General features: G+C 46.8%; 6 protein-coding genes and 1 pseudogene. 3 read left to right on the top strand and 4 right to left on the bottom strand.

Features of this window, described 5'->3' with window-relative positions; translation table 11 throughout:
• Window positions 1-78: 78 nt before the first annotated feature.
• Window positions 79-441 (bottom strand): annotated as a pseudogene (locus ACM67B_RS06880) (IS1595 family transposase); the annotation flags it as partial.
• Between the two features lie 154 nt (window positions 442-595).
• On the opposite strand from ACM67B_RS06880, the gene ACM67B_RS06875 reads away from it, so the two are divergent.
• Window positions 596-9,784, top strand: coding sequence for a YadA-like family protein (locus ACM67B_RS06875; RefSeq protein ID WP_416189015.1), 9,189 nt, complete (start codon window positions 596-598; stop codon window positions 9,782-9,784).
• 147 nt (window positions 9,785-9,931) lie between these two features.
• On the opposite strand, the gene ACM67B_RS06870 is transcribed toward ACM67B_RS06875, so the two are convergent.
• Window positions 9,932-10,573, bottom strand: a complete 642-nt coding sequence (locus ACM67B_RS06870) for an IS1595 family transposase (protein WP_416190536.1) — start codon at window positions 10,571-10,573, stop codon at window positions 9,932-9,934.
• Between the two features lie 108 nt (window positions 10,574-10,681).
• Between ACM67B_RS06870 and ACM67B_RS06865 the strand changes: the two genes are divergently transcribed.
• Window positions 10,682-11,314: an NAD(P)H-hydrate epimerase gene (locus ACM67B_RS06865; RefSeq protein ID WP_416189014.1), complete on the top strand. Its 633-nt coding sequence runs from the start codon at window positions 10,682-10,684 to the stop codon at window positions 11,312-11,314.
• A gap of 50 nt (window positions 11,315-11,364) precedes the next feature.
• Here ACM67B_RS06865 and crcB read toward each other — a convergent pair whose 3' ends face one another.
• Entirely contained in the window at window positions 11,365-11,736 is a 372-nt protein-coding gene (gene crcB / locus ACM67B_RS06860; RefSeq protein WP_416189013.1) for a fluoride efflux transporter CrcB, read from the bottom strand.
• Window positions 11,737-11,760: 24 nt separating this feature from the next.
• Window positions 11,761-12,438, bottom strand: coding sequence for an energy-coupling factor ABC transporter permease (locus ACM67B_RS06855; RefSeq protein ID WP_416189012.1), 678 nt, complete (start codon window positions 12,436-12,438; stop codon window positions 11,761-11,763).
• A 150-nt stretch (window positions 12,439-12,588) separates the two neighbouring features.
• On the opposite strand from ACM67B_RS06855, the gene ACM67B_RS06850 reads away from it, so the two are divergent.
• The gene (locus ACM67B_RS06850; RefSeq protein WP_416189011.1) at window positions 12,589-15,780 is read left to right on the top strand and encodes a DNA translocase FtsK; all 3,192 of its coding nucleotides are present in this window, start codon (window positions 12,589-12,591) and stop codon (window positions 15,778-15,780) included.
• The last annotated feature ends 249 nt before the right edge of the window (window positions 15,781-16,029 follow it).

Raw genomic sequence — 16,029 nt, 5'->3', positions numbered from 1 at the left:
TTGAATGAATTAATGTAAAATCTGTTTCTGAGCTGATCAGATTTAACCTTTATTTAAATTTGGGGCTGTACTAGATAACTAGAATAAATTCTGCTTTACTAATTGTTTTAAAATGAAAATTTGAACTTTTATTTCACTGTGGTTAAAACGCCATTCATATTCCTTCAAATACAGTTCAAAATGCTCTTTGGGAATGCCGTTAAACTTCCGTAAGTGGCGTTTTGCCTGATTCCAAAAGTTCTCAATTCCGTTAATATGATTTTGTCGTTCAGCAAAATGTGTGCTGTGATTGATGCGAAAGTGGCTAAACTCACTCGCATCAAGTACATCATAGCTTTTGTAACAATCAGTATAAACAATACTGTCAGGCTTTACCTGCTCACGTATTATCGGTAATAAAGTGGCAGTTTGCGTATTGGGCACAGCAACGGTGTAAACCTTTTTAATGGCTTATCGGTGAAAATTAGTAGAAAGAAACTATTTCAATAGATATTGAGGTATGGGCGAAATTTGTTACAAAGTGACAATAATTGTTACCGTGAGTTTTATTATTTGTTCAAAACTGTTGCCCATGCATTAACCAGAAAGAAACTACATGAATAAAATTTATCGCGTGATTTACAATGAAACCACAAACACTTACAGCGCAGTTGCCGAATTTGTCAAGGGTAAATGCAAAACGACCTCTGCAACTATGGGGAAAAATGCAGTGTATGGGAATATTTTTTCAAAAGCTTTTATTTTTAATACAGTAACCTCTGCGTTACTGCTGGCTACGGCATATCCTGTGCTGGCAGTAACTGGAGATCAGCAGCCTGAGGAAAGTAATATCTGTTACTTTGATACGGCAACGAATTCTGTGATTTGTGGTAATAATCTGACCAGTAATTCAGAAGCAACAACAGCAGTAGCCGTTGGAGCTGAGGCTAAGATTACTGATATCGGCGCTAAAAATGCAGTGGCTATTGGTAATAAAGCGACTGTCAATAAATACACGGAAGCTTATGACATGGCTTCTAAGAGTAAAAAAGGGCGTTATTCTGGCGCAAGCAGTATTGCTATTGGCGATGAAGCAACAACACAAGGCTCATCGAACATTTCCATGGGGCACAAAGCTCAGTCCTCCGGTTGGACTGCGACAGCTATTGGTGCGAATTCTAATGCAGCAGGGGATGGATCTGTTGCCATTGGTAATACAGCAAAAACAGTAGCAGGAGAAGCTTTGGGCGTTACAAATAGCGGTGGGGGTGTAGCTATCGGTCAAAATTCACTTGCAACAGGACAAGCCGCTATCGCCATTGGTAATTCAGCAACAACAGATACTTGGCGTTCTATTGCCATTGGTAACCAAGCCCAAACTAAGGGTGAATCAACTGTGGCTATGGGTAATCAAGCTATTGCTGATGGCTGGGGAGCAACTTCAATTGGTACTATTTCAAAGTCATACGGCATGAACTCTACAGCTGTTGGTAATGATGCTTATGCAAATGGTACTTATACATCCGCTTTTGGTACCAATTCTCATGCCCAATCAGATGACACTCAAGGGTATGCTGCTGCATTAGCTGTCGGTACAAATACAGTCGCACTAGGAAACCGCGTAACATCAGTTGGTTATAATGTATTTGCGACAGGTAGTCATGCTATTGCTCTAGGATCTAATACAGGAGTGCATGCGATAGGGAAAGGTAATGTTATTAATTCTGCTGCAATAAATAATGCTCCTGGCGATTATTCAATGTCATTCGGTACAGATACCATTTCTGAGGGCAATTACTCAATTGCATTAGGTAGAGCAGCAAAAGCATTAGATAATTCTGCGATTGCGGTGGGTGATGAATCTTTGGCCAAAGCAGCCTCTACCGTAGCAATTGGTGATTCAGCAGAATCATTGACTACAGGCTCTATTGCCGTAGGTAAAAATTCTGTAGCAGGTCACGCAGACGATACCAGTATTTGGGCAACCTTAACCAACCCGACCACAGGTCAGAAATTTGCTTCTGAAGAAGAGTTGAAAGCGTACTACGATACTATCGCTAAAAAATCACGTCGCTCTGATGAAGAGAACGTGTACCGTAATGTTGTGGGTAAACAAAACAACATCGCCATTGGTGATGGTGCAGAGGCGTTTGGTGGTCGTAACATCGTCATGGGTCAAGAAGCCGGCGCAGGTGTTCAGAATAACTACAACATTCATAATGTCAGCATTGGTTCAGCAGCCGGTGCCCGTACGGTAGGTGAAGATAACGTATTTGTTGGTCGTAATTCAGGTGGTGTGGCTGTCGCTTCTGACAAAACGGTTGCTACGCAAAATGAAGCAGATAAAGGCATGCAAGGTACTCGAAACGTAGTGATTGGTCTGAATGCAGGTGTGGGTGCAGGTACAGATACACTTCCAGCAGAATTAAATGCTACGCCAATGAATAAGGCAACTGGTGAGTATGGTACCAGTCTTAACGTATTTATCGGTAACGAGGCCGGTAGAGATGTTAGTGCCACAATCAGTGATAATGTCTTTATTGGTGATCAAGCAGGTAAAAGTGCAACCAGCTTGGCGGTAAGTAAAGATGGTGCTATTTATAAAAAAGCAGACGGTACGAATGCGAACCCATATGCACCAGCGGTATTAGGCCACAGTGCAGGTGTGGGTCCTTTGGCTTTGAATAATTCTAAAGGTGACATGAATGTCGGTATGGGTTGGAAAGCCGGCTGGCATATAGAAGGTTCTGATAATGTTGCCTTGGGCATGAATGCTCTACACCATTCTAAAGGTGATGGTAATGTTGGCGTGGGTGCGTTTGCCGGTGAGCAAGTCTTATCAACCGATTCTGTGAATATCGGTGGCTACTCACATGGTTATGGCAATGAATCAGTTGCGATTGGTAAGCAGGCTCAAGCTGGTGTGAGAGATGAAGCAGATACTGTAACGCATAGTATTGCTATCGGTGCTGGTGGTACGGTGGCAAGCGGTCATCAAGCCATCTCTATCGGTAAAGGTGCTAAAGCTACGGCAACTAACGCTATTTCTATCGGTACTGGTAACTTGGTTGAGGGTGAAAACTCTGGTGCAATCGGTGACCCATCTATCGTTAAAGGTACTAACTCTTACTCGTTGGGTAACAACAACGCCATCGGTTCAACAACTGATAATGCCATCTCAATTGGTGGCCAGAACAACGTTGGTGGTACTGCAAACACTCGCGATGATAATGGCATTATCACTACCCCTGGTGGCTTGACAGACGGCGTTGCGGCGAATCGCTCAATGGTTATCGGCTTTAAGAACAACGTAAATGCTGATGATGTCATGGTGCTGGGTAATAATATTACTGCCGCTAAAACCGCAAATAATGTGATTTTGGGTAATAACGCAGCTGATGCGCAGGCAACTAATGTAAATGATGCCATAGTTAACGGTGTTAATTATGAAGGTTTTGCTGGTAATACCTCTTATGCAGCTGTAAGTGTGGGCGCTGTAGACAAAAAGCGTCAAATCAAAAATGTGGCTGCAGGTGCAATTACAGCTGCTTCTACTGACGCCATCAACGGCTCGCAGCTTTACCAAGTTGTTGAGAAGGGTCATTGGAAGCTAAAAGCCAACGGAGAAAATGTTGATGAAGTACGCTGGGGCGATACAGTTAACTTCACCTCTAATCCAACTGCCGGTACTACCTCAACAGGGGAATCTACCACTGTTAATAAAGGTGGTATTACCATTACCCCAACATCTAACAGTACAACAAGCACAATTGATTTGTCTGTAAATGTGGATGGTAAAACCGTCAAGATTAATGACGAAGGTCAATTAACAGTAACTGTTCCAGAAGCTGCCAAAGTTCAGAACTATTTCCATGTTAATGAGAAAAATACGTCAGTACCTGCGGTAGGCGAGCACAACAAAGATGATGTTGATGGTGTGGGCCATGCAACTGGTGCCCGTGCACTGGCGGCTGGTTATGATGCCAAAGCTGTACAGGCCAATACTGTTGCTGTCGGTACAAATGTTTCAGCTGTAACCGCTGGTTCTATCGCGATCGGTGAAAATGCGATCGCAGGCCGTGCGGATATGGACAATCCTCAAGATACAAATAACCGTACCACTGTAGGTAAACGTAACAACATCGCGATCGGTAGCGGCGCAGTCGCTGAAGGTGGTCGTAATATTTCTATCGGTGAAAATACCGCTCGAAATACAATCGATAACTGGAACATTCAGAACGTAAATATCGGTACTCAAGCAGGTGAGGCTTCTAAGAAAGACTACTCGGTTGCAGTGGGTTATCATGCGGGCGCCATCATTTCTGATGCAGCTAAAACTGCTCAAGCTGCTGTTGTAGACGGTAATCGTTCTCCAAGCGTTTATATCGGTAAAGAAGCTGGTAAAAATGCTGCAGCTTATGGTGGTATCGGTATTGGTACGAATGCATTGAATAATGTGGTAGATACCAATTCTAAAGCTAATATAGCCATTGGTACCGGCGCCGGCCAAAATGTTAAATCGAATGACGGTGTAAATAAAGCTTTCCGTACTTTTGGTGCTGGTTCTAACATTATGGTGGGTAATAATGCTGGTAATGCACTAAGTGGCGATGGCAATACCATTGTTGGTAATATAGCAGGTCGCGGAACTACCGGTGATAATAACTTCTTTGGTGGTCACTTAGCTGGTGCCGACGGTTCATCAGACCGTTCTGTAATTATCGGTTCTCAAGCGGGGCATCAGGCTAATAGTGACCGCAGTGTCTTTATTGGTAACTATGCTAATGGTCAGAAAAAAGGTAAGGTTTGGACTGCTGTAGCCATTGGTAACAGCTCCTTAGCGGGCAAAAATGAAGAAGGCACTGATACGTGGAATCCTATTGCGATTGGTAATTTAGCTCAGGCTACAAATGATAACACCATTGCTCTAGGTATGTCCGCCAATGCATCAGGGATGCGTTCAACGGCGATAGGCTTTGGTGCTAATAGTTCTGGTGAACAAGCCATTGCTATTGGCCGTACTACTAATGTAGCAGCTGACAAGGCTGGTGCAATCGGTAGTCAAACCAATATCTCGAAGGGTAGCGAAGGTTCTTATGCGTTAGGTAATCATAACAATATTACCTCTAAAGATACTTATGTATTAGGTAGTGGTATTAATACAGCAGCCGATGGCACAACTGCGTTAGAACAAACAGTTGAGAACTCGGTGTATCTAGGTAATGATAGTACAGTAACTGCAGGCGAAGGCTCTGTTGCAGATGGTAAAGGTACGCTATTCAACGCGCTAAAAGATTCAACTGAAGCTGGCGAAACCACCACTGGTGGCGCAATTGGCACAGTGAACGATGCAACTGTTGGCGGTGTTTACTATAATGGCTTTGCTGGCTCAACAGCTGTTGGTGCTGTGTCAGTGGGTGCTTCAGGCACTGAACGCCGTATCCAAAACGTCGCAGCGGGTGAGATCTCATCTACCTCTACTGATGCTATCAACGGCAGCCAATTGTACTTGGTAACTCAAGGTACACTAGATCAACTACCAGTAGTTTACACCAACCAAGAGGGTGACAAACTATTCAAGCAGCCAGATGGTAGCTTTGTTGATGCTGAGGGTAATAAAGTTGATCCAGCTGATGTCATTGCATCAATGAACAATGGTGATAATTCAACAACCACACCAATGAATCTAGCAAACATTGCTGGCAATCTAACACCAACTTATAACGGTGGTGATGTGACCGGTCCTGACGGTAAACCTACCGATACAGTGTACCCAGGCCCATTCACAACTGAACAAGCTGGTCCAGATGCTGACACGTACAAAAACATCTACAACAACGCAGCAACTGTAGGCGACGTGTTGAATGCCGGTTGGAACCTACAAGGTAACGGCGAAGCCAAAGACTTCGTTAAACCTTACGACACCGTAAACTTCGTTGATGGTAAAGGCACAACTGCTGAAGTAACAACTGACGCTGACGGCAAAGTAAGCAACGTGACTTACAATGTTGACGCTGGTGACATCATCAACAACGACAACGGTACTGTAACTGGTCCTGTTGCTAACACAGCAGAAGCTAAGAAAGCTGTTGAAGATGCTAAAGCGGCGCTTGAAACTGCTCAAAATGAGCAAGACATGCTACCTGTTAACGCAACTGACGCAGAAAAACAAGCAGCGGCAGACAAAGTCAAAGCGGCTCAAGATGCATTGAAAGATGCAGAAGCACCGCTTAACAAAGTAGCTACCGCTCAAAACGTTGCTGATGCAATCAATGCTTCAGGCTTTACTTTGACGACGAGCAAATCAGCTGGCGAAGCTGAGGGTACAACTGAAGAGTTGATTAACCCAGGTGAAACCGTAACCATCGATGCCGGTAAGAACGTTAAAGTTACCCAAGCGGGTAACACGATCACTGTAGCGACCAAAGACCAAATGGTTCTAGGTGAGAAAGCTGAGCCAGGTGAAAATGGCGAAGACGGCAAACCAGGTGTAGACGGTAAATTGGATGTTAATGGCGCAGACGGTAAGTCTGGTGTAGCCATTAACGGCAAAGACGGCTCTATCGGCTTAAAAGGTGCCGATGGTAAAGACGGTCTAAGCCTGACTCCGGATGCAATCGTGTTCAACGGTGTTGACGGCAAAGACGGTGAAGACGGTCAAGTAAGCATGAAGTTTGAAAAAGCTGCAGCTGCATTAGACGGTAAAGACGGCCAAACCCGTATTGTTTACACCAAGCCAAATGGTACCAAAGAAGAAGTTGCGACCATGAACGATGGTCTGAACTTCACTGGTAACAATGAAGATACCGTAAACAGCCACAAACTGAATACTTTGGTTAAAGTACAAGGTGAAGGCGTATCTAAAGATGATGTTAAATCATTTGAAAGCGCGGCTGGCAACATCAATGTTGAGGCTAACGGAACAGACACACTTGAGATTCAATTGTCGAAAGACATTGATTTGACAGATGAAGGTTCTGTAACGATTGGTAATACCGTTATCACTGATGATGGCTTAACCATCATTGATGGTCCATCAGTAACCAAAGATGGGATTAATGCTGGTGATAAGAAAATTACCAATGTTGCTGCCGGTGAAGACGATACCGATGCGGTTAACGTCAGCCAGTTGAAAGATGCCATCGGCAAAAACAAAACCAAACTGGTGGACGGTAAAAACACCGTTGTCGAAGGCGATGGCTCTGCCGATAATCCTTACAAAGTCAATGTTGCCGACCAAGTGACATTCGGTGAGAAAGGTGCAGACGGCATAGACGGTGTTGACGGTTCTATCGGTGTAAACGGTGCAGATGGTTCTGGTGTTGTAATCAACGGCAAAGATGGCTCTGTCGGTCTAAAAGGCACTGATGGTAAAGACGGTCTAAGCCTGACTCCGGATGCAATCGTGTTCAACGGTGTTGACGGCAAAGACGGTGAAGACGGTCAAGTAAGCATGAAGTTTGAAAAAGCTGCAGCTGCATTAGACGGTAAAGACGGCCAAACCCGTATTGTTTACACCAAGCCAAATGGTACCAAAGAAGAAGTTGCGACCATGAACGATGGTCTGAACTTCACTGGTAACAATGAAGATACCGTAAACAGCCACAAACTGAATACTTTGGTTAAAGTACAAGGTGAAGGCGTATCTAAAGATGATGTTAAATCATTTGAAAGCGCGGCTGGCAACATCAATGTTGAGGCTAACGGAACAGACACACTTGAGATTCAATTGTCGAAAGACATTGATTTGACAGATGAAGGTTCTGTAACGATTGGTAATACCGTTATCACTGATGATGGCTTAACCATCATTGATGGTCCATCAGTAACCAAAGATGGGATTAATGCTGGTGATAAGAAAATTACCAATGTTGCTGCCGGTGAAGACGATACCGATGCGGTTAACGTCAGCCAGTTGAAAGATGCCATCGGCAAAAACAAAACCAAACTGGTGGACGGTAAAAACACCGTTGTCGAAGGCGATGGCTCTGCCGATAATCCTTACAAAGTCAATGTTGCCGACCAAGTGACATTCGGTGAGAAAGGTGCAGACGGCATAGACGGTGTTGACGGTTCTATCGGTGTAAACGGTGCAGATGGTTCTGGTGTTGTAATCAACGGCAAAGATGGCTCTGTCGGTCTAAAAGGCACTGATGGTAAAGACGGTCTAAGCCTGACTCCGGATGCAATCGTGTTCAACGGTGTTGACGGCAAAGACGGTGAAGACGGTCAAGTAAGCATGAAGTTTGAAAAAGCTGCAGCTGCATTAGACGGTAAAGACGGCCAAACCCGTATTGTTTACACCAAGCCAAATGGTACCAAAGAAGAAGTTGCGACCATGAACGATGGTCTGAACTTCACTGGTAACAATGAAGATACCGTAAACAGCCACAAACTGAATACTTTGGTTAAAGTACAAGGTGAAGGCGTATCTAAAGATGATGTTAAATCATTTGAAAGCGCGGCTGGCAACATCAATGTTGAGGCTAACGGAACAGACACACTTGAGATTCAATTGTCGAAAGACATTGATTTGACAGATGAAGGTTCTGTAACGATTGGTAATACCGTTATCACTGATGATGGCTTAACCATCATTGATGGTCCATCAGTAACCAAAGATGGGATTAATGCTGGTGATAAGAAAATTACCAATGTTGCTGCCGGTGAAGACGATACCGATGCGGTTAACGTCAGCCAGTTGAAAGATGCCATCGGCAAAAACAAAACCAAACTGGTGGACGGTAAAAACACCGTTGTCGAAGGCGATGGCTCTGCCGATAATCCTTACAAAGTCAATGTTGCCGACCAAGTGACATTCGGTGAGAAAGGTGCAGACGGCATAGACGGTGTTGACGGTTCTATCGGTGTAAACGGTGCAGATGGTTCTGGTGTTGTAATCAACGGCAAAGATGGCTCTGTCGGTGCCAAAGGCGCAGACGGCAAAACCGGCGTGACCTTGAACGGTAAAGACGGTTCTATCGGTATCAACGGTAAAGACGGCAAATCCGCTACGCTGACGGTTAAAGACGGTGTGCCTGCGGTTGACGGTAAAGACGGCGAAACCAAGCCTCGTCTGATTGTAAACAACGAAGAAGTTGCCACCATGAACGACGGTTTGAAATTTGCCGGCAACAATACCGACGTGACCAATATTCACAAATTGAATACCAAAGTGAATGTGGTTGGCGAAGGTGTCGACAAAGCGGCTTCTGCTAAGTTTGAAAGCGCGGCCGGCAACATCAATGTGAAAGCGGACGGCAACGATACGCTGACCATCCAGTTGAACAAAGATGTTTCAGGCTTGAACAGCTTGCAAGCGACCACCGTTAATGCGGACACTGTGAATGCAGATACCGTAAAAGCAGGCGATACCACTGTGAACAACAATGGTGTAACCATCAACAACGGTGCAGCAGGTAAACCTGTGGCCTTGACTAAAGACGGTCTGAACAACGGTGGCAACCGCATCACTAACGTTGCCCCTGGTGTGGATGATACCGACGCAGTCAATGTCAGCCAGTTGAAAGCTTCAAATGCCAATATCCATAACCGTATCGACGGCGTGGAAAACAGAGCCAATGCCGGTGTGGCGCAAGCCATGGCCACAGCCGGTCTGCCGCAAGCCTATTTGCCGGGTAAGAGCATGATGGCCATCGGTGGCGGTGTATACCGTGGCGAAACTGGTTACGCAATCGGCTTTTCGAGCATTTCCGATGGTGGTAACTGGATCGTGAAAGGTACGGCTTCAGGCAACTCGCGCGGTAATTACGGTGCGACGGCTGCAGTTGGTTATCAGTGGTAATAGAGCTGCTCATGTTTCAGACGGCATAGATATTGCGGTCGTCTGAAACATTGGGTGCCGAAAAGATTTCAGGCCCTTATCAGCCGGATGCTGTCGCATCCGGCTTTTCTTTTGGGTAAAAGGATAGGGGCTTAGGAAGCAAAAATATTAAATCGGGTTATTTCGAAGCATCTTCATTAATATTTTACCTAAGTCTTCATGCCGATGGTTAAACCTAAACTCCGTTTCTTTGAGATGCAGATAAAACATCTCTTTGGAAATACCATGAAATTTGGCCAAACGCCCCTTAGCATAACTCCAAAAAGATTCAATACCATTGATATGCTGCTTCCTACGGGCAAACTCATTAGAACCGTGATGGACACGGTAATGCTTCTCATAGCCCATATCGACAAGACCGTCATATGCTTTCCAGCCGTCAGTATTGATTTCGCTGTCAGCGGATATGTGGCCGCGTATAACCTTGATGAGTGAAGCTTTCGAAGCGTCGGGAACGATTTCCGTATAGACCACGCCATTGCGTTTCAGTATGCCGAATACGATGGTTTTACCTGAAGCCCCACGCCCGCGCTTACCCCTGATACGTCGTGCGCCAAAGTAAGATTCATCTAATTCGACCACACCGGACAGTGGTGAGCTTTGTTCGCATAGGGCAGTAATCCTGTGTCTGATTTTCAGGAAAATAGGATTGATACTGCGGACACTGACGCCGGTCATTTTAGCGGTATCGGAAGCGGTCAAATCAAGAGCAAAACAACGGATTATTTCTCTAAATTTTTGCTCTGAAATTTTGCTGAACTTTTGCTGAACTTTTGATACTTATTTTTTGGTTTCATATTAGGAGCTTATTGCGTTTTTTGATGATTTTGCTTCCTAAGCCCCAAGGATAAATAAAATATGAAGGTTTATCATGCAAGCGAAATGCGTGCGGCCGAGCAGGCTGCGGTGGATCGGGGCGTGTCGTTTGAGCAATTAATGGAAAATGCCGGTCAGGCTGCGGCGGCAGAGATTCTGCGGTATGCGGCTGATGGCAAAAAGGCCTTGATTGTTTGCGGTAAAGGCAATAATGGCGGTGATGGTCTGGTGATGGCACGCGTGTTGCAGCAATATGGCTGGCAAGTGGATATTGCCTTGGTCTGCGGCAATGCATTATCGGATTTATCAGAACTTAACCGCCGGCGTTTAAAAGGATTGTCAGGCATCACTTTTTTAGATGAAGAAGATTTATTAGGTCGTCTGAAAACGAAAAATACTTATGATGTGGTGATTGACGGTATATTCGGTATAGGTTTCAGCGGCAGATTATCCGCTGATATTGCGGCAATTTGCCGGGCATTGAATGCTTCAGATGGCCTGAAGGTTGCTTTGGATATGCCTACGGGAGTCAATGGGGATACGGCAGAATGTGATGAACATGCTTTTTGCGCAGATGTGACTTATGCTTTCGGGGCATACAAACCGGCACATATTAATGAAACGGCGCAAGCGTTTTGTGGCGAAGTGGTGTGTTTGGATATTGGGATAGATTAATAGCGTACATGCTTTCTATTTTAAAGGGCTGCAATAGGCCGTCTGAACGTTCAGACAGCCTTAAACATTTGCGCCAGCCAAATGCCCAAAGCCGTCAGCGCAAAAGAGCCGAAAACGTGCAAGGCCACTGCGCCAAAAGCAGCGCCCCAACGCTGCGCCTGCATAAGCTGAACCATTTCCAATGAAAAGCTGGAAAACGTCGTTAAGCTGCCGAGAAAACCGGTAATCAGCAGCAGCTTCCATTGTGGATGCTGCACCAATTCGGCGCAAATACCGATAAGCAATGCGCCAAGCCAGTTGGCGGCTAAGGTGCCAAAAGCAAATGAGGTGGCAATATGGGCAAAGTAAAGGCCGAACAGCCAGCGGATACCGGCGCCAAATGCAGCGCCAATGGCAATCGGCAGAAAAGAAGCGGGAGACATATTATTCCTTAAGGCCGTCTGAAGCTACCAAATTTGATTAGTTGATTTTAAATAACGGTTGTCGTCGAAAGTATTGAGCCATTGCGGCCGTAAAGCCACAAAAATCGCGGTGGTGATGCCACTTAAAAAGGCTTCTGCCCAAGCAATCAAAATAAAAACGGGCAGGGCGGTGGACCACAATACTTCGCTCGGAAAAGCCGCAGCCCAATCTAAAATTGTGACCAACACCAAGCCGGTAAACAAAAGACTGGCTGCCGAGCCGATAAAGCCGTTGACGAAAATGAAAATAAACAGATTGGCCGGCAGCACATTCACCAAGCGGCGGAATAAAATATTGATGGCCAGTGGCGGCAGTAAGAGCGCCAAAGCATTGATTGGATATACCTGCCAATCACCACCAAACAGCGATACATAAGGAAAAAGTAATAATGTGCCCAACCAAAAAGCCGCCGGTGCGCCAATCATAAGTGCGACTAAATTTATTCCCAAGAGGTGATAGCTCATGCCGGCAAGCTGGCCGTCATCAGGTGTGGCGTTCAAAAGCCATGCGGTGGTCAGAATCAAAATGGCCAATGTTACCGCGGAGCGATGCGCGGCCAAGGCTTTGAAGGCAGGCTTGGTGCATGCGGCGAGCAGGGCAGCCCAAACCAGCCATGCTAGGATCAAAGCGACAGACGAAAACCATTCGGCTTGAAAAATCATAAGGATATATGTATCTAATCTGTTCAGACAGCCTTATTATACGCTGAATCATTAAAATATTGCGCCATCGGTGGCTTTACTTATTCTTTTTAAGGCGGAAACACGATAAAATAACCGCCTTTGCAGCCTAGTCGGATAGTAAGGTTTTCTATGATGTGGACGGTGTTGATTTTTATTTTATTGTGCGCCATCGGCGGATTGTTGTGGTTTCATTATCAGCAAGACCGGCAATGGCGGCAGACGCTTGACCGTATGGAAAACGGAGATGATGGCGACTGGGAGGAATTTGCACAAGATGCCCAGATTCCGAAAGGTGCGCAGACAACACGCAAATTCGGCCGTCAAGCCAAAGCTGCTTACGGGCGGAGTGTTGCCCGTCTGCGTTTGCTGGCCGCGCAACGCCATACGCCGAAACCGGCCGCAAACGAACCGACACCATCGGATTATGTGGATGATTCTTGTGTGTTTTCCGAGCAGTCTTATCATGAAGCGGAATTAGAGCAGGCGGCCGAAGCGGCTGAATTTCAGCGAGCGTTTCAAGAAGCCAGCTATCAAAAAGTTAATCAACCTGTGCAGCCGTCGGAAGAGGCGCAAGACTTTATCCGTCCGGCGCGTGCGTCTAAGCGTTTGTCTGCCGTCCCTGATCCGGTAATTGTGCCGTTTGAAGACAACGATATTCCCGAATACAGGCCGCGTAAAGTACACGGGGCGGTTTTTGAAGAAATTACCTTGGAAGAAGCCACACGTTCGTTAAGTGAAGCGGTAATGCAGGAAATGGTGGAAGCAAAAAACACGGCCAAGCCGGTTTCTGCAAATAGTCAGCCGGTTCAGACGGCCTCATTCACTCCGCCACCGCATCCTCAGCAGAATTTGGAAGTGATTGATTTCAATGACCCTGCTTTGCGCCGCACGCGTGAACGCGTATTGGCACAAGTAGAAGAAATCCACATTAATCCGGTGCAAAAGCCGCGTATTGAGTCGGCGCAGCATGCTTTGCGTACTGCAGAATGGGCCGCTTTCCCGAGACAGGAGGCATCCAGCCGTTGGGATGAAATTGATGTGGAAAAAATCCACGCCAACCTGGCGCGCCAAACAGCTGCCCGCAGCCGCTTGGCTGCTGCTGTAGCACCTGTTCGGGATTATCAGCCGGCCATTATTCAAGATGAAGAAATTTTGGCGAATCTGTCGCAAGGTACTTCACCGATCAACCGCCGTATGCAGCCGATTCGCCGCATCGATACCCGTATGCGTGAAAGCGTGATTCCTGATTCGGTGGTGATGGAAAAAAGCGGTGCGGTGGTGCAGCCAGCCAAGCCGAAGCCGAAAGTATCACGTTTCCAAAGCAATGAAGCCTTTATCGCACGCCCGCCGGCAGCGGATACGATGGTGGTTGAGCCACCGGTTGCGCCGAAAGTGGATCCTGTACCGGTGGATATTCCCGAGCCGCCTGTGTTTAAGGAGTCGCCAGCTGTGACCTTGTCGGAAGTGTCGGTGAATGCGCACGTGAGCAACCGTCCGCAACGTTCGCTGCAAGACTTTTTAATCAGTGAAACCGAAGCAATCATTACCAAGCCGAGAGCGGCTGTTCAGACGGCCTTGGATGAAGCGGCAGTATCTGCGTTTGAACAGCGGGCGTATTCAGTTGAACATCAATTCATGCCGTCTGAAGAGCGACCTGAACAGATCACGGCTTTTGATGAAGCGGCAACGCTACAAGATGAGCATCATCATGGTCAGCCATCTTTAGCAGTCCAACAGCCTGAGAGCAGTGAGCAGGAGACTGTACCTGTCTCTACTCAAGCAGGTCATGGCATAGGCCAACCGGTGCCTGTGGTTCATCCATCATCGGTGATGCCGTCTGCAATCAATCTGCCGGGCGTGGATTTATTGTCGCCACCGCAATTTGATCCGACTGCCACGCAAACCGAAGAAGCCTTGCTTGAAAACGGCATCATCATTGAAGACAAATTGGCCGAGTTTAAGGTCAAAGTCAAAGTGGTGGATTCTTATTCGGGGCCGGTGATTACGCGCTACGAAATTGAGCCGGATGTCGGCGTGCGCGGCAGCGCGGTGATGAATCTGGAAAAAGATTTGGCGCGCTCTTTGGGCGTGGCTTCTATCCGCGTGGTGGAAACCATTCCCGGCAAAACCTGCATGGGCTTGGAATTGCCGAATCCGCGCCGCCAAATGATACGCTTAAGTGAAGTTTTCAATTCGCCGGTGTTTATTGAATCTCAATCCAAGCTGACTTTGGCTTTGGGTCAGGACATCACCGGCGAGCCGGTAGTGACCGATTTGGCCAAAGCACCGCATTTGCTGGTGGCCGGTACCACCGGTTCGGGTAAATCGGTGGGTGTGAATGCAATGATTCTGTCGATGCTGTTTAAAGCCTCGCCGGAAGATGTGCGCATGATTATGATTGACCCGAAAATGCTGGAATTAAGCATTTACGAAGGCATTCCGCATCTGCTCGCGCCTGTGGTGACTGACATGAAGCTGGCTGCCAATGCGCTCAATTGGTGCGTCAACGAAATGGAAAAACGCTACCGCCTGATGAGCCATGCCGGCGTGCGGAATTTGGCCGGTTTCAACCAAAAAATCGCCGAAGCCGCAGCGCGCGGCGAGAAAATCGTCAACCCGTTTACGCTGACGCCGGATAATCCGGACTATTTGGAAAAACTGCCGTTTATCGTGGTGGTGGTAGACGAGCTTGCCGATCTGATGATGAGTGCCGGTAAGAAAATCGAAGAATTGATTGCCCGCTTGGCGCAAAAAGCCCGTGCCGCCGGCATCCATTTGATTTTGGCAACCCAGCGCCCGAGTGTAGATGTGATTACCGGCTTGATTAAAGCCAATATCCCGACCCGCATCGCATTTCAGGTTTCCAGCAAAATCGACAGCCGAACCATTCTCGACCAAATGGGCGCGGAAAATCTGTTGGGGCAAGGCGATATGCTGTATTTGCCGCCGGGAACAAGCTATCCGCAGCGCGTTCATGGTGCATTTGCTTCCGATGACGAAGTGCACCGTGTGGTGGAATACCTGAAACAATTCGGCGAACCTGATTACGTTGAAGAAATTTTAAGCGGCGGTATGAGCGAAGATTTACCGGGCATGGGCAACCGCAGCGACAGTGACCAAGACCCGATGTATGACGAAGCTGTTGCCTATGTGGTGAAAACGCGTAAAGCCAGCATTTCCGGTGTGCAGCGTCAATTGCGTATCGGCTACAACCGCGCCGCCCGTTTGGTAGAACAAATGGAAGCTGACGGCATTGTGTCATCGGTAGAAGCCAACGGCAACCGCACCGTATTGGCACCAAGCAGCAGCCATTTGGACTAAGGTCTAGATTCAATCGAGGCCGTCTGAAAGTATTTGATTTAAATATTTTCAGAAGGCCTTGTTTTATGGTTTTGCACAAGTAGAGACCTTTGACAAACGTCTGAGTCATCATAAAAATCAAAACGGTCGTCATTCCCGCGCAGGCGGGAATCCATTGCTGTATGTAAGAAACCTATTTTATTTAAGATTTTGCTATGCTCAACAATAGATTCCCGCCTGCGCGGGAATGACGCCGGGTGAGTGAATGTC

Origin of the sequence: Neisseria sp. CCUG17229, from assembly GCF_047839235.1 — a bacterium.
GTDB lineage: Bacteria > Pseudomonadota > Gammaproteobacteria > Burkholderiales > Neisseriaceae > Neisseria > Neisseria brasiliensis.
Note: the sequence above shows the minus strand (reverse complement) of the source record. Positions and strands in the feature narration are given on the sequence as shown.